Raw genomic sequence first — 17,709 nt, forward strand, 5'->3', positions numbered from 1 at the left:
AGCCAACCGAGCCTTCATTCATCACCGTGCCCGCGCCGGTCATCAACGACAGGCTTGTTCACTCAATTCATTTTGAAAATCCCACGATACGACTGGAGAGAGATATGGAAGCGAAACTCAAGCAGTTAAACGAGAGTTCGGCGAAATGCCCGGTGGTGCACGGCGCCACCAATGTCGGTTTGCGATCCAACCGTGACTGGTGGCCCAACCAGCTCAATCTCAGGATTCTGCATCAGCATTCGGCCAAGTCCAGCCCCATGGGTGAGGCGTTCGATTATGTCGAAGAGTTCAAGAAACTGGATCTCGCAGCCGTCAAGCAGGACCTCTATGCACTGATGACCGACAGCCAGGAATGGTGGCCGGCCGACTACGGTCATTATGGCCCGTTCTTCATCCGCATGGCCTGGCACAGTGCCGGCACCTACCGCACCGCTGATGGCCGTGGCGGCGCGTCTTCGGGCTCGCAGCGCTTTGCACCGCTCAACAGCTGGCCCGACAATGTCAGCCTCGACAAGGCTCGCAGATTGCTCTGGCCGATCAAGCAGAAATACGGCAACAAGCTGTCCTGGGCCGATCTGATCGTGCTCACCGGCAACTGTGCGCTGGAATCGATGGGCCTGAAGACCTTCGGTTTTGCCGGCGGCCGCGCCGATATCTGGGAGCCGGAGGAAGACATCTACTGGGGCGCGGAAACCGAATGGCTTGGCGACAAGCGCTATACCGGTGACCGCGAGCTGGAAAACCCGCTGGCCGCCGTGCAGATGGGGCTGATCTACGTCAACCCGGAAGGGCCCAACGGCAACCCGGACCCGGTTGCGTCGGGTCGCGATATCCGCGAGACTTTCGCGCGGATGGCGATGAACGACGAGGAAACTGTGGCACTCACCGCGGGTGGCCATACTTTCGGCAAGTGCCATGGCGCAGCCGATCCGAGCCAGTATGTCGGAGCCGAACCCGAAGGTGCGGGCCTTGAAGAACTGGGCCTGGGCTGGAAGAGCAGCTTTGGCACCGGCCATGGCGACGACACCATTTCCAGTGGTCTCGAAGGCGCGTGGACTCCGAACCCGACCCAGTGGGACAACGGCTATTTCGATATGCTGTTCGGCTACGAGTGGGAACTGACCAAGAGCCCCGCAGGCGCCCAGCAGTGGCGTGCCAAGGATGTGGCCGACAAGGATCTGGCCCCAGCGGCCCATAATCCTTCGAGGCGCGTTCCCACCATGATGACCACCGCCGACATGGCGATGCGCATGGACCCGGCTTACGAAAAGATTTCCCGGCGTTTCCATGAAAACCCCGATCAGTTTGCCGATGCGTTTGCCCGCGCCTGGTTCAAGCTGACCCACCGCGACATGGGTCCGCGCGAATGCTATTTCGGTCCGGAGGTTCCGGCTGAAGTGCTGATCTGGCAGGATCCGGTTCCCGAACTTGATCACGCCCTGGTTGACGCCAGCGACATCGCCGCGCTCAAGGCCCAGATCCTGGCGTCGGGCCTGTCTGTCTCCGAACTGGTCTCCACCGCCTGGGCCTCGGCCTCGACCTTCCGTGGTTCGGACAAGCGCGGTGGCGCAAATGGCGCCCGGATCCGGCTGGCGCCCCAGAAGGACTGGGAAGCCAACCAGCCGGCGCAACTGGCAAAGGTGCTGGATACGCTCGAGGGTATCGCCAAGGCATTCAACGATGCGGCCACTGGCGACAAGAAGGTTTCGATCGCCGATCTAATAGTGCTGGGCGGCAGCGCCGCGATCGAACAGGCTGCCAAAGACGCGGGCCATGCGGTCGACGTCCCCTTCATCCCGGGCCGCACGGATGCCAGCCAGGACCAGACCGATGTCGAATCCTTCGCTCTGCTTGAGCCGGTGGCAGACGGTTTCCGCAACTATCTCAAGACCCGTTACACGGTGTCAGCCGAAGAACTGCTGCTCGACCGGGCACAGCTTCTGACGCTGACCGCGCCAGAGATGACGGTTCTTGTCGGCGGGATGCGGGCCCTTGGCGCAAATCATGGCCAGTCATCGCAGCACGGCGTCTTTACCAAGCGGCCGGGCACGCTGACGAATGATTTCTTCGTCAATCTGCTCGACATGGGCACGGCCTGGAAGCCGGTCTCGGAAGAAGAGCAGGTCTATGAAGGACGTGACCGGGCGACCGGCGAGCTGAAATGGACCGGGACCCGGATCGATCTGGTGTTTGGTTCAAACTCGCAGCTCCGTGCCCTGTCAGAGTTCTACGCGCAAGGCGATTCGCAGCAGAAATTCGTGGATGACTTTGTCGCAGCCTGGACCAAAGTCATGAACGCTGATCGTTTCGATATCGCCTGAGGCGCGGCCAACGAGGTTTGGAAAACGGAAATCGAGGCCATTGGCCCCGATTTGCATGTCTGCGTACAGGTACTGGTTCCCGTTTTCGCCGGAGCTACCAGGCAGGCACCGCAGCAATGTCCGACCGGCCCCTGTGCTCCCGCCGTGCGGCAGCGCCCTGACCGCTTGCATTGGTGTCGGCGCCCGCCGGGGTGATGTTGTCGAGGCTTGCAGCGATATGGCCACATATCGCGTTGACCAGCGCGGTGGGCGCGCCGGGCCTTTTCATCAGCCCGATCTGAGCCGGCTGCAAGGCCGGAAAGCCATCAGCCGGCGACAGGATCCGCATGCCCGGCCTGACCGCGCATTCGGGCAGCAGCGACACCGCCAGTCCCGACAGCACCGCCGAGGCAACCACGGTCGCCGACCAACTGGTAAACAGTACCTGGTAGTCACGCCCGGCTGAATCCAGTGCTGTGCAGGCGAGGTTGCGCCAGTTGCAGCAGCGACGACCGACGGCCAGCGGCACCACCGCATCCTCGTGCACATTGTGGTTCATCGATGTTACCCAGTAGAGCGGCTCGGTGCGCACCACTTCAGAGGTTCGCGCGCGCGGATTATGGGTCACTAGCGCCACATCCAGCTCACCGCGCATCAGCCGTGCCGCCAGTTCGCCCGAGGGTTCGCACTCGATATATAGTTCGACATTCGGGTTGGTCTTGGCAAAACGGGCGATGATGCCGGGCATGTAGCGGTCGGCGTAGTCATCCGGCGTGCCGATTCGAATCGAGCCTTCCAGATGCTGGTCATCAAAGGCGGTGATGGTTTCGTTGTTGAGCCGGATGATGCGCCGCGCATAGCCCAGCATTTTTTCGCCGTCTTCACTCAGCCGGTTGAGCCGGCCGTCTCGGATGAACAAGGTCTTGCCGATGCGTTCCTCAAGCCGCCGCATCTGCATCGACACAGCACTCTGGGTCTTGAACACCTTGTCTGCAGCCCGGGTGAAGCTGCCGGTGTCGACAATGGCCACGAATGTCTGCAACTGATCGATATCGAGCGGCGCCGGCATCGGAATCTCCTATCAACAAAATTGATATTAAAGATTAGAAACATTCGCTGGTGCGATCAATCGGTTTCTGAGAGATTGCGATCGAATTTGGGTCTGTGTCGGCCATCTATCATGCGGCGTCCCCCACAACCAAGGAAGACTACAATGAACGTCTGCAGTATTCCTGCTGCCTGTACATCCACCCGCCCCACGGGCATCGGCATGACTTTGCTGAAGGCACTGCTCGGAGTTGCCGGCAGAGCGCGAACCGTATTTTTCGCCATGGTCAATCGCCGCACGGCGCGCAAGATTCAGGAAATGCCGGATTGGCAACTGGCCGATATCGGATTGACCCGGCAGGACATGCACGATGTCCTTTCGAGGCCCGTGGGCACCGACCCGCTGGTCGAACTGGCGGATCGCGCGCGGTTTAATTGCCGCTGCATCCACTGATAGGCTGATTTGAAAGTTCCCCAGCGGGACACCGCCCTGTGTCCCGCCCTTAACCGGCCGCCTGAACCCTGAGGGGGTTGGTGCGGCCGGCTTTTTGCGTGTGTTACTTAGGCCGCTTCATGCCCTGCAAATACTGGTCGAAGATCGATTCCATATTCTGCTGGTAGCCCTTTTGCATTTCGCGTCCCGAATCAAACATCTTGCCGAACAGATCGTCATAGGGATTTCCCGCTTTATTCGACGCGCTGGGTTTCGGGGCTGATTGTTGTTGCGGTTCAGGTGATTGGCGAGCAGCGCCGCCCATCGCGCCGCCAAGCATGTCCTGAAAGATCTGCCCCAGTGGGTTGTCGCCGAACGGGTTGGCGCTCTGCTTGCGCGCCTGGGGCTCGGGCGCGGCTTGCTGACCGCCGCCGAACATGCCCTGCAGGATCTGGCCCAGCGGGTTGTCCATCGGCGAGGACTGTGGTGCGCGCTTTGCCGGTGTGCCGCCCATCCCCTGGCGCATCATCTCTGAAATCAGGTCGCCGATCGGATTGGCACCCCCGGCCGAGCTTGCATTCATTTGACCGGTTGATTGCTTGAACAGGCCACCCATCAGCGTGCTGGCGATCACCGGCAGCATCTGCTTGAAGATTTCCTGGCCGATGCCGGTTGCAGCCTCCGCCTGCGCCGCCACCGCCCGGCTGACATCCTTGGAGCCGAATAGATGGCCCAGAATACCGTTGCCGTCGGCCATCCCTTGCGAGGTGAAGGCATTCTGCATGTTTTCGAAATACTGGGCGTGGTTGCCGCTGGCCAGCGCCGAGAGAAAGTCCGACATGCCGTCGGGGTTCGAGGCATTGCGTTTCAGACCGGTCGAAAACGCCGGCATCAGCGCTGCCATCGCCTGTTCCATCTGTTTTTCATCGAGACCGAATTGCTGCGCCATGGTTCGCATCGCGTCACCATTCTGGGCGTTCTTCATCATGTCGAAAAGCGGCATCATCGGATCATGTCTCTCCTGCATCGCCTAAAGGGCTTTGCATGAGACTATACCGCCAGACCGGGCATTCCTAGAGCGCAATGCTGGTTCGGTCCCGCGCCACCGGCTGCAGACAGCCGGCGCGAGTATCGCCGTGGAGGCGTTCCACTAGTAAGCGTAGTCCCGGAAGACCGGATCAACGGAGCCGTTCCAGCGTCCCTCATAGAGCGCCAGCATTTCCTCGGCCAGAGTGGTGCCGCGCGCGATTGTTTCCTCCAGCGGCGCCAGGAAATGGCTTTCGTCATTATCATCGGAGTTGAGGCGTGCCCGGTTGACCAGCCCACGCCGGGAGATGCCGAGAACCTCGCGGCCAATGTTGCGCAGCGACTGGCCCTTGATCTTGGCATTGAGCCCGTCCCGCGGAGTCAGGTTGCGCAGTGAGTTGACCTCGTCGAGGTTCCAGTCGCGTGTCAGCGCCAGGGCTTCCTCAAGCGCGCTCTCGTCGTAAAGCAGGCCAACCCAGAATGCCGGCAGCGCACAAATGCGCCGCCACGGGCCGCCATCGGCGCCGCGCATTTCGATGAAGCGCTTGAGCCGGGCATCGGGGAAAAGTGTTCCCAGATGGTTGGTCCAGTCGCCCATGGTCGGCATCGGTTGATCCAGTTCGCCCTTCATGGCGCCGGCCATGAACTGCCGGAACGTCACATGCGTGGCTTCGTGGTAATGGCCATCGCGCAGCACGAAATACATCGGCACATCAAGTGCCCACTCGACATAATCCATGAATCCGAAATTGTCGGAATAGACGAACGGCAACTGTCCCGAGCGCTGGTTGTCGGTGTCCCGCCAGATATCGCCGCGCCAGGAAACCAGCCCGTTCGGCTTGCCTTCGGTAAACGGTGAGGCGGCAAACAGCGCGGTTGCCAGCGGCTGCAGTTTCATGCCCAGCTGCATCTTGCGGCGCATGTCGGTTTCCGACGAGAAATCCAGGTTCACCTGGATAGTGCAGGTGCGGTACATCATGTCGAGCCCCTGGCTGCCGACTTTCGGCATGTAGCGGGTCATGATGTCGTAGCGCGATTTCGGCATTTGCGGCGTTTCGGCCAAAGTCCATTTCGGGCTGCCGCCCATGCCGAGAAAGCCGATTCCCAACGGCGCCGCGATTTCCTGGAGTTGCGCCAGATGGGCATTGGATTCGCGGCAGGTCTGGTGAATGGTTTCGAGCGGCGCGCCCGAGAGCTCGAATTGCCCGCCCGGCTCAAGGCTGATGGCGCCGGCGCCGGTGGGTTCGACTAGGCCGATGATCTTGCCGGCATCGATGATGAGTTCCCATCCGAGCATCATCGCCATGCCTTCAAGCAGTGCCTGTATCGACCGTTCGCCTTCATAGGGAACTGGCTCGAGCGTGTCGCTGAAGAACACAAACTTCTCGTGTTCGGTGCCGATCCGCCAGCTTTCTTTCGGTTTGCAGCCGGCGGCCATCCAGTCGGCCAAATCTTCGACCGCGTTGATCGGTGTGTCGTCGGTGGTGTCGCGCGCCATAACAGGACCTTTGTTTCATATCCCTGGCGCGACCGTAAACTGCGCCGTTGCTGTTGATTGGACCGGAACCCGCCCGGCTTGCAAGTGAAAATCCCTGATCCAAGTATCAAACAATATTGATCTGGGTGGATTTGCCCGACTACCAGTCCCCGATGGTCATTTGGACTGCGGTCAGGGCCGCAACCGCAGCGGTATCTGCACGCAGGATTCGCGGTCCGAGCGGGATCGCCGTGACGAAGGGCAGGGAGGTCAACCTCTCACGTTCCTGTTCCGAAAATCCGCCTTCGGGCCCGACCAGCAAGGCCAGGTCGCGTTCGGTGATTTCCGCCAGTTGCGCCGCCGGATTGTTGCCAGCCTGGCTTTCATTGCAAAAGATGATCCGCCTTGCCGGATCCCAACCTTCAAGCAGGGTGCCGAGCCGCACCGCATCGCCAAGTTCGGGAATGGCAAGATTGCCGCATTGCTCGGCGGCTTCGAGAATGTTGGCTGCCAGCCGAGCGGCGTTGACCTTGTGAAGCTGGGTGTGGTCGGTAAACACCGGGGTGATCTGCCGCACTCCCATCTCGGTGGCCTTCTGCACGAGATAATCCAGCCGGCCGACCTTCAGCGGTGCGAACAGGAAATCGAGCCGCGATTGCGGTGGTTGCGCGCGGGTCTGGTCGCCGATCTCCAGATCCGCGGCTTTTTTGCTGCGCGGCTTGAGCGTCGCGGCGAACTCGCCGTCGCGCCCGTTGAACACCAGCACTTGTGCGCCTTCGCTCATTCGCAGCACGGTCATCAGGTAATGTGCCTGTTCCTTGCCGAGCGTGACCTGTTGCCCGGGGCTGAGCGGAACATCGAGATACAGCCGTTGCAGTGTGAAATTGGCGCGCATGCGGTCTTCCTTAGTCAAACAGGTCCGAAGATCAAGCACTCAGTCCTGTTCAATCAGCGGCTTTTGCTGCTGTCGGATGGAGAATCGGACGGTACCCGTGCCGCAGCACTTCGATGATGGCGGGCGGAGTTATGAGTTGCCAGTGCCGCGTGGATGCGAAGTCTGAAGCGTTCGTTTCCAGATAACCGCCAAAGCCCCATTGCGCCAGCCCGCCAGCGGTCACCAGAAAATATCGCGCCCCGTCAGAGATGATGGCGCCTTCGGGCAGCAATTCGAGCTGTTCTTCCGTAAGCAATCGTGACGGATGATCTGCGGGCCGGGTGCGTTCGGGTTTGAGGATCTGGTCGATCGCGTCGGCGCCCAGTTGATCCACACCTCGGCTTCGGGCCAACGCCTGCGAAAACGCCAGGGCTTCTGCGCGGCGGCATTCGAAGCAGGGCCTGTGCCCGGCTGCAAACGCGGTGGCCTCATCAAGAAAGAACAGTTCCGTGTATCGGCCCGGCTGCATAAGTTGACGTTTGCGGGATTTGAATTTGGTAAGACAGCATATCCAGCGATCCGTCGGCGGTTTGCGTCGGCTTATCTTGCCATGTGCGTCATGCAGGCAGCCGCGGTTGCCCATCAGCAGGCCGCGCTCTGAAACGGCGTGCAACCGGCCCGCCGGATCTACCCGGTTCTGTCGCGGCATTTTCAGCCCGCGCGCCGGGTCAGCGCCGCGGCGACACCGGCCATCATCAGCAGTGAACCGCCGGTGCGCAGTGCCGTCTGCATCACCTTGGGCCTGCGGATGGTCTGGCGTGCGCCGGCGGCCGCATAGGCGTAGATTGCGGCATTAAGGACGGCGAGCGCGGTAAACGTCAACACATAGGTGGTCGCCTGCGGCAGGTAGGGCATGGTGTGGTCGATGAACTGGGGCACGAAGGCCACGAAAAACAAAATGCCTTTGGGGTTGAGCGCGGTAACCAGGAAGGAATCGCGAAAAATCGTTGCCGACCGCCCGGAGGCCGGTGCGATATTCGCTTCCGACATGTCGGGAAGTGCCACCGGTGTGCGCCACATCTTGTAGCCGATCCAGATCAGATAGCCCGCGCCGACGAATTTGAGAGCCTGGAACAGACTTGCGGAAGCGGCCAGCAGTGCGCCTGCACCGGCAATCGACAGCGAGGTTGCCACCAGATCGCCAAGTCCCACACCCATTACACTGGCAAATGCGACCTTGCGCCCATGCGCGAGCGCCTGGGTGATGACCATGATGATGGTGGGCCCGGGAATGATCAGAAGGATGATGCTGGCCGCCACGAAGGCGAGGAAATGTTCAGGCGAAATGGGCATGGCGGTAAACTCGGATGGAAATCAAGCCGGAAGCAAGCCGCAAATTCCACCGGGCGTCAAGAGAGCCGGCCCCCGCTGGCGCGAAGCCTGATGCGGGGACCGGACAGTCGGGGCCGGTCCTATTCGACCTTGCCGGGCAGGCTTAGATCACCCGAGGCGATATCGAACACATCGGTGACGCACAGCAGCGGTGCATGAACACTGGCGTTGACCTTGAGCGCTGCGGTCACGCCGTCAAATGATATCCCCACTGCGTCTTCGGGATTGGCCAGCGCCACGGTAATGGCGATTTCCGGACCGTCAAAAACCGGGCTGAAGCCGGGACTGTCGATGAAGATCGGCAGACCGGGCCAAGTTGCGGGCAGGCGGGGCGTCTCGTTTTCTCCAATGTCACGCACCGACAACGCGCCGGTGCCGCAAGCCTCGTTAGGCGTCAACACCACCCAGTGGCTGTGCCAACCGGCGCCGTCATTGCCGATGTCGCCGTCACCGTTCTCGTCATAAAGGGGCGTGTCGTCGAAATCGGGGTGGCTGGTTGCCGCAAGCGCCAGAATGCCGGTTTTGTCTTCAAACCCCACGGCCGATGGATCAAGCGATGTCGGCCAGACATAGGACCAGACCGGCGCGCCGCCGAGTGCGCCTGTGGATGCTGGCCTATCGGCGCCGGCAGTGCCCTGGGTGGTCATGTGGAATTTGATCAGTGCGCCTTCGCGGTGGACATGGGCTGCAAGAATATCGAATGGGGCAACCTTGGTTGCGTCGGCGTCCGACAGAACTGCGCCTTTCTGGTCAACTGCGTGGTGTTCATCGGCATGCGCCACGGTGGCGAGCAGGCCTGAAAGAGCGAGGATTGGCAGGGATTTCATGATCGTCTCCTTTTTGATTGATCAATATTTATTAGTAGCGAGTCGAAACTATTGCAAGTGCTTTTTCGACTCGCTATCATTGCCGGTATGAAACCAGCTCAAACCAATCAGGTTCGTGCGCTGATCGAGCGGCTGTCCCGGCTTTCCGAATCGGAAGATTGGAACAGCGATCTCAACCCGGCGCAGATGCAGGCGCTGCGCTACCTCGCCAGTGCCAACCGCTTTTCGCGCGCGCCTTCCCATGTCGCCGCATTTTCCGGGGCTACCCGCGGAACCGTGTCGCAAACCTTGCGGGCGCTTGAGCGCAAGGGACTCGTCACCGAGGCGCGCTCGCAAACCGACCGGCGCAGCATTTCCTATGCGGTGACCGCTGCCGGGAGGACGTTGGCGCATTCCGACAGGATCATCGATCAGGCCATGGCTGATCTGACGCCGGATCAGGTTGAGGCGCTGGAGCAGGGGTTAGCCGATGTGCTGCGCAGCGTGATCGCAGCCCGGGGCGGCAAGACCTTTGGCCTGTGCCACCAGTGTCGCTACCATCAAAGGCGCGGCGATGCGGCCTATTGCCGGTTGCTGGAAGTCGACCTAGAACCGGTTGAAAAGGACCAGATCTGCCATGAGCACGAGCCCGCATGACCCACCAGCAGTTGAACTCCGCGCCGTCATCATCGGCCTTTATGTGGGTCAGCCCCACGAACGCTGGGCCGGCAAGCCGCCATCGGCGATCGGCAAACACCCCATCGACACGGCGCAGGAGCTGACCGACACCGGCTTTGTCGATGATCAGCAGGCGGACCTCAAAGTTCATGGCGGTCTCGAAAAAGCGGTCCATCATTACGCAGCCGAACACTATCCAACGTGGCGCTCGGAACTCGGCGCGATTGCCGACGAGTTTGGGCCGGGCCGGTTCGGCGAGAACATCTCCACGCGCGGCATGACCGAGGCCAATCTCTGTATTGGCGATGTGCTGGCAATGGGGTCGGCGGTGGTGGAAATTTCGCAAGGCCGCCAGCCCTGCTGGAAACTCAATGCTCATACCGGCATCCAGACGATGGCGGCGCTGTTTCAGCAAACCGTTCGCACCGGCTGGTACTATCGGGTGCTCGAACCCGGCGCCGTGCGCGTCGGCGACGAGGTCAGACGCCTCGAGTGCCCCAATCCGGACTGGAGCGTCGAGCGGGTTACACGCGCGAGACTCAACCCGCGAGTGGATCCTGAGATTGCTGCTGCATTGGCCGAACTGCCGCGGCTTGCGGGCGGCTGGGCCGAAGCCTTCCGCAAAAAGGCGCAGCGAGATTACCGCGAGGATATCGCGGCGCGGCTCGACGGACCGGCTTAGAGCCGCGCGGCCAGGCCAGCCCGGCCCCACCTTGCCTAATCGACGATGATGATGTGCAGCGCGCGCGGGCCGTGAGCGCCGAGCAGAATGGTCTGTTCGATATCGCCCGAGCGCGACGGCCCCGTGACCAGGTTGACCGCGCGAGGCATCTCGCCCTTGCCTGAATGCGCGCGCAGCATGGTCCACACGCCCTCCATGTCGCCGGTAACATCAGCGGCCTTCACCACCACAATGTGGTGCTCAGGCAAAAAGTTGATCGTCGTCGGATTGTCCTGTCCCGACAAAAGCGCCAGCGTGCCGGTCTCGGCGATGCCCGCCAGGGCGTGGCTGACGCCCGCCAGATCACCGCCGTCAGACGCGCCTTCGCGGATCTCGAGATTCTTCTCCGAGGCCCAGTCGGCCTGCTTGAGCCGCTGGTCGGCGCCGATACGGATCGCCGCCGGCAGGTTGCGTTCGCGCAGATAGTTTGACACCTCCGCGGGGATCTTGTCGTAGTCGCCGACCCGGCTCACGGTGGCGCCGTATTTGTCCGCCATGGTCGAAAACAACTCGATCTGCTCGGGTTGGGGCAATTGCGCCCGCGCCGGGATCACTCCGCTTGGCGCCGTTCCAAGCCGCGCGGCAACGGCTGCCCGACGTTCCGTGTCGGGGCCCGCCACCTGGATGGATTTACGAATCTTGCCCAGTACGGCTTCCCGCGAGCTCATTGCTTTGCCTCCTGCTTCAGCGTCTCGCGCTGCGCCCATTGCTGCTGGAAGGTCCGGCCTTCCGGCGCCGGCAGATCGCGATAGCGTGTCCAGCCACCTGCCATCGGCATTGACCGGAATCGTCGCGTCGAGCCGCCCAAAACCGATAGGATCGGAATGCCGAAGGACGCGGCGAAGCGGTAGAGCTTCGGCCGCTTGGCAAAGAATGCCCAGAACTTGAGGCCGTAACGCGCCACCGAGGGCGTCAAATTGCGCTCGAATTCGCGCTCGCGCCAATGCCGCATCATCTTCGGCAGTGGTATCCGCATCGGGCAGACTTCCTCGCAGCGGCCGCAGAAGGTCGAGGCGTTGGGTAATTGTCCGGTTTCCTCGATACCATTCAGTGAAGGGGTCAGCACCGCGCCCATCGGGCCCGGATAAACCGATCCATAGGCGTGCCCGCCGACAACATGGTAGACCGGGCAATGGTTCATGCAGGCGCCGCAGCGGATGCAGCGCAGCATGTCCTGATACTCGGTGCCGATCATCTCCGAGCGGCCATTGTCGAGAAGCACGACGTGATATTCGTCCGGACCGTCGGGGTCTTCGTGCCGCTTCGGGCCGGTAGAAAACGTGGTGTAGACGCTCATGTCCTGTCCGGTAGCCGAGCGCGCCAGCACCCGAAGGATCTGTGAGGTGTCTTCCAGCGTCGGGACGATCTTCTCGATCGAGGCCACCACCACATGCACCTTGCCCAGCGTCTGCGTCAGGTCGCCATTGCCCTCATTGGTGACGATCACCGAAGAGCCGGTTTCAGCTACCAGGAAATTGGCACCGGTAATGCCGACATCGGCGGCGAAATAGCGCTGGCGCAGCACTTCACGGGCCTCGCTGAGCAATGATACCGGTTCGGACAAATCGCGTCCTTCGGGCAGGTGGGTATGAACCCGGCGGAAATCGCTTTCGACCTGCTCCTTGTTGAGATGCACCGCCGGCGCGATGATGTGGCTCGGGTGTTCACCACGCAGTTGGATGATGTATTCGCCCAGATCGGTTTCCACCGGCTCGATGCCATTGGCTTCAAGGTGATCGTTGAGAGCGATCTCCTCGGTGATCATTGATTTGCCCTTGGTCACCGTGCGGGCGTTGGCCTTCTTGCAGATGGCGAGCACGATGCGGCGTGCATCTTCGGCCGTTTCGGCCCAATGCACGATCCCGCCCGAGGCAGTCACCTTGGCCTCGTATTCCTCGAGATAGAGATCGAGATGCTCCAGCACATGGTTCTTGATGTCGCGCGAACTGTCGCGCAGTGCGTCAAACTCCGGCAGTGCATCGACGGATTTCTGGCGCTTGCCGATAAAACCCTTTTCGACATTGCCGAGCGCTTTTTGCAATTGAGCGTCGACAAGTGCCTTGGATGCATTGGCCTTGAAATGTTTGGCGGTAAGTTCCATCGCTTGTCTCCCTTTCCGCCTATTTGCCAGAGCCGGCGATCGGCGGCTGGCTGGTCATGCCCGCGAGCACTTCAGCAACATGGCGAACCTCGACATCAGACCCCTGACGCTTGAGTTTTCCGGCCATGTTCATCAGGCACCCGAGATCACCGGCCAGCAGCAGTTCCGCGCCGGAGGCATCGATGTTGTCGACTTTTTTGGTGACGATGGCGTTGGAAACATCGGAATATTTGACACAGAAGGTGCCGCCAAAGCCGCAGCACACATCCGAATCTTTCATTTCATGCATCTTTACGCCGTCGACATTGCCGAGCAGCTTGCGCGGCTGTTGCTTGATGCCGAGTTCGCGCAGGCCCGAGCAGGAATCATGATAGGTCACCTTGGCTTCAAGCGCCGCACCGGTGTCGCGCACCATCATCACGTCGGTCAGAAACGAGATCAGTTCGTGGCATTTGTCGGAGAAGCGCTGGGCGCGTTCTTCCCATTTGGCGTCGCCCTTGAACAGCCCCGGATAGTGCTTCTTCAGCATCGACGCGCAAGATCCTGACGGCGCCACCACGAAATCGAATTCCTCGAAAGCCTCGATCACCTGCTCCGCGATCTCCCTTGTGTCGGCCCTGTCGCCGGTATTGTAGGCGGGCTGGCCGCAACAGGTCTGCGCCACCGGCACATGCACTTCACACCCGGCCTGTTGCAACAGCTTGGCGCTGGCAAAGCCCACCGATGGTCGGAAAAGATCGACCAGACAGGTCGCAAACAGCCCTACGCGCGGCTGCCCTGCGGCCTCCGAATTCGCTAATGTCACTCCGCTGTCTCCGATCGTTTCTGCTTGGTGGTTTTACCCGCACCGGCAATACCGGGCGAGCGTTGTTGAAGGCGGAGCTTGGACACCCGTTCCCGGTTGCCCGACCGCTCCGCGTCGATCATGGCCCTGGATACGAAATCGATATGGGCCTGCGTGGCCCTGCGCCCCGCATCAGGGTCGCCGGCCATCACGGCATCGTAAATTGCCAGATGCTGGGCAAGTAACTGTTCGCGCGCACCCGGCAGCATGTACACCATGGCGCGATTGTAGAACACGCCCTCGGTCAGCAGTCGGTAGCAGGAACGCAGGGTGTGGAGCAGAATGATGTTGTGGGCACATTCACCGATGGCGCTGTGAAATTCGACATCGATGGCCGCCTCTTCCGCGAAATCGTCCTTTTGATGGGCGGCCTTCATGGCCGTGATGATGCGGGTTAGAAGATCGCGGTCGGCGTCGGTGGCGCGGCGCGCGGCGAATTCGACAGTGACGGCTTCGACTTCGCGCCGGTATTCGAGATAGTCATGCGTTGCCTTCTGGTGCCGGGCGATCAATTCCATCACCGGGCGTGTGAATACCTGGCCAATGACATCGGCGACAAAGGTGCCGCCACCATGCTGGGTGTTGAGCAGTCCGCGGCCTTCAAGCACTTTCAGCGCCTCGCGCAGGATTGGCCGGGAAACGTTGAATTGCTTGGCGAGTTCACGCTCGCCAGGAAGCCTGTCGCCCACGCGCAGCACCCCCTCGAGCACCAGGACTTCGATCTGAAGGACCACTTCATCGGCGGTGCGGCTGTGCTCAATTCGTCCGTAAATATCGGTTGTCATGGGCGCGGTCGGTTCCTCTTTCGCACAGCGTAACAAGCGTCAGGAAAGCTGGTCAATATTATTATCCAATTACCTGCAAATTTGGTGGTTTTCTATCGCAAAAAATGGCCGAGAAGCGCGTGATCAAGGCCTTTTCCGGGTTGATCGCTGCTGGAGGCGCCAGCCGCAAGGCTCTTCCGTCAACCGCCATGATCTGATTCTAATAAGGTTTCTGATGACGTCGGATAATGCGGCAGAGTGGCGATGTTGTAGCGGCATCACCAATTTCATTCGATTATTTGGAACCTCACGAGATGATTGAGGAGCTTTGTGCCGGAGGGCTTGCGTCGGCAAGGTGGTTTGCGATTACATGACCACCAAGCAATGTTCGACTGCTGCGATGCGAACTGAATGGACATTGCCGAGGTGCGAAATGAGTGGTAAGGAAAAAATACCAGTGACCCGCGAATGGCTGAAAAGCTGTTTTGCAATGCGCTACGGGAGAAAGCCATGTCCGAGCTGATCGCCTTTCTGGAGCCTGATAAGGCCGTCATAGCGCGCCGACCCGAAATCATCGCCGATCTTGCCGGCTTGGTGCCCGGTAGCTGCCTGATCACCGAAGAGCGCGAGTTGGTGCCGTTTGATACCGACGCCTTCGTTTCCTACCGGCGCATGCCGCTCGCAGTCGTCCTGCCCGAAACCACAGCCCAGGTTGCCGCCGTACTGAAATACTGTAACGACAACGCCATTTCCGTGGTACCGCGCGGAGCTGGTACCTCGCTGTCGGGCGGTGCGATCCCGCAGGAGGACGCCATTGTCATCGGCGTGTCCAAGATGAACCGGATCATCGAGGTTGATTTCCCCAACCGCGCCGCCGTGGTTCAGGCCGGTGTGACCAATATTTCCATCAGCCAGGCTGTCGACGCCGATGGCTTTTTCTACGCGCCGGACCCCAGTTCACAGCTGGCCTGCACCATTGGCGGCAATATCGGCATGAATTCGGGCGGTGCCCATTGTCTCAAATATGGCGTCACCACCAATAATCTGCTGGGCGTCAAGATGGTCATGTTCGATGGCTCGGTCGTCGATATTGGCGGCAAGGCGCTGGATTCGGCTGGTTATGATCTGCTCGGTCTTATCTGCGGCTCCGAGGGGCAGCTTGGCATTGTCACCGAGGCGACCGTGAGGCTGATCGCCAAGCCCGAAGGCACACGTCCGGTGTTGTTCGGGTTTGAATCTTCTGTCTCCGCCGGGGCCTGTGTCACCGATATCATCGGCGCCGGCATCATCCCCGTTGCCATTGAATTCATGGATAAGCCAGCCATCGAGATCTGCGAAGCCTTCGCCAAGGCCGGCTATCCGATGGATGTGGACGCGCTTCTAATCGTTGAAGTCGAAGGCTCTGACGCCGAGATGGACGCGATGCTCGAGCGGATCATCGAGATTGCCCGCAGGCACAACGTCAAGACCATCCGCGAAAGCCAGTCCGCGACCGAAGCGGCATTGATCTGGAAGGGTCGCAAATCGGCCTTCGGAGCCACCGGCCGTATTGCCGATTATATCTGTATGGACGGCACGGTGCCGCTCGGACAACTCTCTCACGTGCTGGCCAAGACCAGCGAGATCATCGATCATTACGGCCTACGCGTCGCCAATGTGTTTCACGCAGGCGATGGCAACATGCATCCGCTGATCCTGTTCGACGCCAATGATCCCGAGGAAAGTCGCAAGGCCGAACTGGCCGGCAATGATATCCTCAAGCTTTGTGTCGACGCCGGCGGCTGCCTGACAGGTGAACATGGCGTCGGCATCGAAAAGCGCGATCTGATGCGGCATCAGTATGCCGAGGTCGATCTGGTCCAGCAGATGCGGGTGCGCGCTGCCTTTGATCCGAAATGGATTCTCAATCCCTCGAAGGTGTTTCCACTCGAGGGGCGCTGCGGCGGCCTTGCCGAACCTGGTGATGCCGGACCGGACCACGGGAAGGCAGCAGCATGAGCAGTGCGGATATCCATTATCCCGAAACCGAGGATGAGGTGGCCCGGCTTGTGGCTGCGGCCTTCGCCGCAAAAAATCCGCTCGAAATTCGCGGCGGCGGCACAAAGGCCGGTCTCGGCGGGCCGTCACAGTCAGCTTCTGCGATCTCGATGACCAAGCTTACCGGCATCACCAATTACGATCCGTCCGAACTGGTGATGGCCGCCCGCGCCGGCACGCCACTGGCCGAGATCGAGGTGGCCTTGGCCGCCAACAACCAGATGCTGACTTTCGAACCGATGGATTATCGCCCCTTGCTTGGCGTCACGGGTGAACCGACAATCGGTGGCGTGTTTGCCGGCAATATTTCCGGGCCCCGGCGTCTTTCCGCAGGCGCTGCGCGCGACAATCTGCTCGGCGTGCGGTTCGTCAACGGCTCCGGCGAAGTCGTCAAGAGCGGTGGCCGGGTGATGAAGAATGTCACCGGGCTTGACCTGGTCAAGCTGATGGCTGGTTCCTGGGGCACGCTCGGCGTTTTGTGCGAGGTCATCTTCAAGGTGCTGCCAATGCCGGAAACCTCGGTGACCGTGGTGGTCTCCGGCCTCAATGACGCAGAAGCCGCCGAGGCCATGGCCGCGGCGCTGATGATGTCGGTCGAAGTTTCTGGCGCCGCGCATCTGCCTGAAAGCGTTGTCGCAAAGGTAGCGGGCGGTCGTCTCAAGGGTGGCCCGGCCACTGTTCTCAGACTTGAGGGGCTTACGGATTCGGTCGAGGTGCGCACTGAGCGGTTGGCCACCGAAATGGGCCGTCGTGGCGAGGTTACGGTGCTGGATGCGGCGCAGACACACGAGTTGTGGGGCGATATCCGCGATGTGGCGCCATTTGCCGATGGCACCAGCAAACCGATCTGGCGGGTGTCGGTGGCGCCGCAGGCCGGCCATCAGCTGGTTGCCGCCTTGCGGCTCAAGACCGGCGTTGACGCCTTCTACGATTGGCAGGGCGGACTGGTCTGGCTGCGCATGGAGGCCGATGCCGAAGCCGATCTGGTCCGGCAATATATCAAGGCACTGGGTGGTGGCCATGCGACGCTGGTGCGCGCGGACGCGGCCACCCGATCTTCGGTCCCGGTGTTCGAGCCGCAACCCAAGGCGCTCGAAGCGCTGTCACGGCGGATCAAGCATCAGTTCGATCCCCAAGGCGTGCTCAACCCAGGGCGAATGGCGGCAACAATATGATAGGCTTGTCAGGCAACCGGCAACAAAGAGGAGC

Annotated in this window: 17 protein-coding genes; 6 read left to right on the top strand and 11 right to left on the bottom strand. The window is 60.9% G+C overall.

What is annotated here, in order from left to right; genetic code table 11:
* Positions 1-104 precede the first annotated feature (104 nt).
* On the top strand, positions 105-2,321 hold the full coding sequence (gene katG, locus OEG84_RS21620; RefSeq protein WP_267655668.1) for a catalase/peroxidase HPI: 2,217 nt from the start codon (positions 105-107) through the stop codon (positions 2,319-2,321).
* A 94-nt stretch (positions 2,322-2,415) separates the two neighbouring features.
* On the opposite strand, the gene OEG84_RS21625 is transcribed toward katG, so the two are convergent.
* On the bottom strand, positions 2,416-3,369 hold the full coding sequence (locus OEG84_RS21625; RefSeq protein WP_324288236.1) for a LysR substrate-binding domain-containing protein: 954 nt from the start codon (positions 3,367-3,369) through the stop codon (positions 2,416-2,418).
* 144 nt (positions 3,370-3,513) lie between these two features.
* On the opposite strand from OEG84_RS21625, the gene OEG84_RS21630 reads away from it, so the two are divergent.
* Positions 3,514-3,801 carry a DUF1127 domain-containing protein gene (locus OEG84_RS21630; RefSeq protein WP_267655669.1) on the top strand — a complete coding sequence of 96 codons (288 nt, stop codon included), beginning with the start codon at positions 3,514-3,516 and terminating at the stop codon, positions 3,799-3,801.
* 103 nt (positions 3,802-3,904) lie between these two features.
* Here OEG84_RS21630 and OEG84_RS21635 read toward each other — a convergent pair whose 3' ends face one another.
* The 6 genes from OEG84_RS21635 to OEG84_RS21660 all read right to left on the bottom strand — a co-directional run bounded on the left by OEG84_RS21635 (position 3,905) and on the right by OEG84_RS21660 (position 9,376).
* Complete coding sequence (locus OEG84_RS21635; protein WP_267656285.1) at positions 3,905-4,786, bottom strand: DUF937 domain-containing protein; 882 nt, start codon at positions 4,784-4,786, stop codon at positions 3,905-3,907.
* Between the two features lie 144 nt (positions 4,787-4,930).
* Positions 4,931-6,304, bottom strand: coding sequence for a glutamate--cysteine ligase (locus OEG84_RS21640; RefSeq protein ID WP_267655670.1), 1,374 nt, complete (start codon positions 6,302-6,304; stop codon positions 4,931-4,933).
* Positions 6,305-6,443: 139 nt separating this feature from the next.
* Positions 6,444-7,178 carry a 16S rRNA (uracil(1498)-N(3))-methyltransferase gene (locus OEG84_RS21645; RefSeq protein ID WP_267655672.1) on the bottom strand — a complete coding sequence of 245 codons (735 nt, stop codon included), beginning with the start codon at positions 7,176-7,178 and terminating at the stop codon, positions 6,444-6,446.
* 49 nt (positions 7,179-7,227) lie between these two features.
* Positions 7,228-7,686 (bottom strand): hypothetical protein, encoded by a 459-nt coding sequence (locus OEG84_RS21650; RefSeq protein WP_267655673.1) that lies wholly within the window; start codon positions 7,684-7,686, stop codon positions 7,228-7,230.
* 182 nt (positions 7,687-7,868) lie between these two features.
* A complete protein-coding gene (locus tag OEG84_RS21655; RefSeq protein ID WP_267656286.1) occupies positions 7,869-8,504 on the bottom strand; it encodes a LysE family translocator in 636 nt (211 codons plus the stop codon).
* A 125-nt stretch (positions 8,505-8,629) separates the two neighbouring features.
* Positions 8,630-9,376 carry a hypothetical protein gene (locus tag OEG84_RS21660; protein WP_267655674.1) on the bottom strand — a complete coding sequence of 249 codons (747 nt, stop codon included), beginning with the start codon at positions 9,374-9,376 and terminating at the stop codon, positions 8,630-8,632.
* Positions 9,377-9,463: 87 nt separating this feature from the next.
* Here OEG84_RS21660 and OEG84_RS21665 point away from each other — a divergent pair, with 87 nt between their 5' ends.
* Together OEG84_RS21665 and OEG84_RS21670 are read left to right on the top strand one after the other, a co-directional pair.
* On the top strand, positions 9,464-10,012 hold the full coding sequence (locus OEG84_RS21665; RefSeq protein WP_267655675.1) for a MarR family winged helix-turn-helix transcriptional regulator: 549 nt from the start codon (positions 9,464-9,466) through the stop codon (positions 10,010-10,012).
* Positions 9,993-10,715, top strand: coding sequence for an MOSC domain-containing protein (locus OEG84_RS21670; protein WP_267655676.1), 723 nt, complete (start codon positions 9,993-9,995; stop codon positions 10,713-10,715). The genes OEG84_RS21665 and OEG84_RS21670 overlap by 20 nt, the downstream gene beginning before the upstream one ends.
* A gap of 35 nt (positions 10,716-10,750) precedes the next feature.
* On the opposite strand, the gene OEG84_RS21675 is transcribed toward OEG84_RS21670, so the two are convergent.
* From OEG84_RS21675 to OEG84_RS21690, 4 genes are read right to left on the bottom strand one after another with little or no spacing between them, the layout of a single operon-like run.
* Complete coding sequence (locus OEG84_RS21675) at positions 10,751-11,422, bottom strand: LutC/YkgG family protein (protein WP_267655677.1); 672 nt, start codon at positions 11,420-11,422, stop codon at positions 10,751-10,753.
* The gene (locus tag OEG84_RS21680; protein WP_267655678.1) at positions 11,419-12,855 is read right to left on the bottom strand and encodes a LutB/LldF family L-lactate oxidation iron-sulfur protein; all 1,437 of its coding nucleotides are present in this window, start codon (positions 12,853-12,855) and stop codon (positions 11,419-11,421) included. Before OEG84_RS21680 ends, OEG84_RS21675 begins: the two co-directional genes overlap by 4 nt.
* A 19-nt stretch (positions 12,856-12,874) precedes the next feature.
* A complete protein-coding gene (locus OEG84_RS21685; RefSeq protein ID WP_267655679.1) occupies positions 12,875-13,660 on the bottom strand; it encodes a (Fe-S)-binding protein in 786 nt (261 codons plus the stop codon).
* Positions 13,657-14,484 carry an FCD domain-containing protein gene (locus tag OEG84_RS21690; protein WP_267655680.1) on the bottom strand — a complete coding sequence of 276 codons (828 nt, stop codon included), beginning with the start codon at positions 14,482-14,484 and terminating at the stop codon, positions 13,657-13,659. Before OEG84_RS21690 ends, OEG84_RS21685 begins: the two co-directional genes overlap by 4 nt.
* A 489-nt stretch (positions 14,485-14,973) precedes the next feature.
* On the opposite strand from OEG84_RS21690, the gene OEG84_RS21695 reads away from it, so the two are divergent.
* Positions 14,974-16,461 (top strand): FAD-binding oxidoreductase, encoded by a 1,488-nt coding sequence (locus tag OEG84_RS21695; protein WP_267655681.1) that lies wholly within the window; start codon positions 14,974-14,976, stop codon positions 16,459-16,461.
* Entirely contained in the window at positions 16,458-17,675 is a 1,218-nt protein-coding gene (glcE, locus tag OEG84_RS21700; RefSeq protein ID WP_267655682.1) for a glycolate oxidase subunit GlcE, read from the top strand. The genes OEG84_RS21695 and glcE overlap by 4 nt, the downstream gene beginning before the upstream one ends.
* The last annotated feature ends 34 nt before the right edge of the window (positions 17,676-17,709 follow it).

This window comes from Hoeflea algicola (assembly GCF_026619415.1).
Lineage (GTDB): Bacteria > Pseudomonadota > Alphaproteobacteria > Rhizobiales > Rhizobiaceae > Hoeflea > Hoeflea algicola.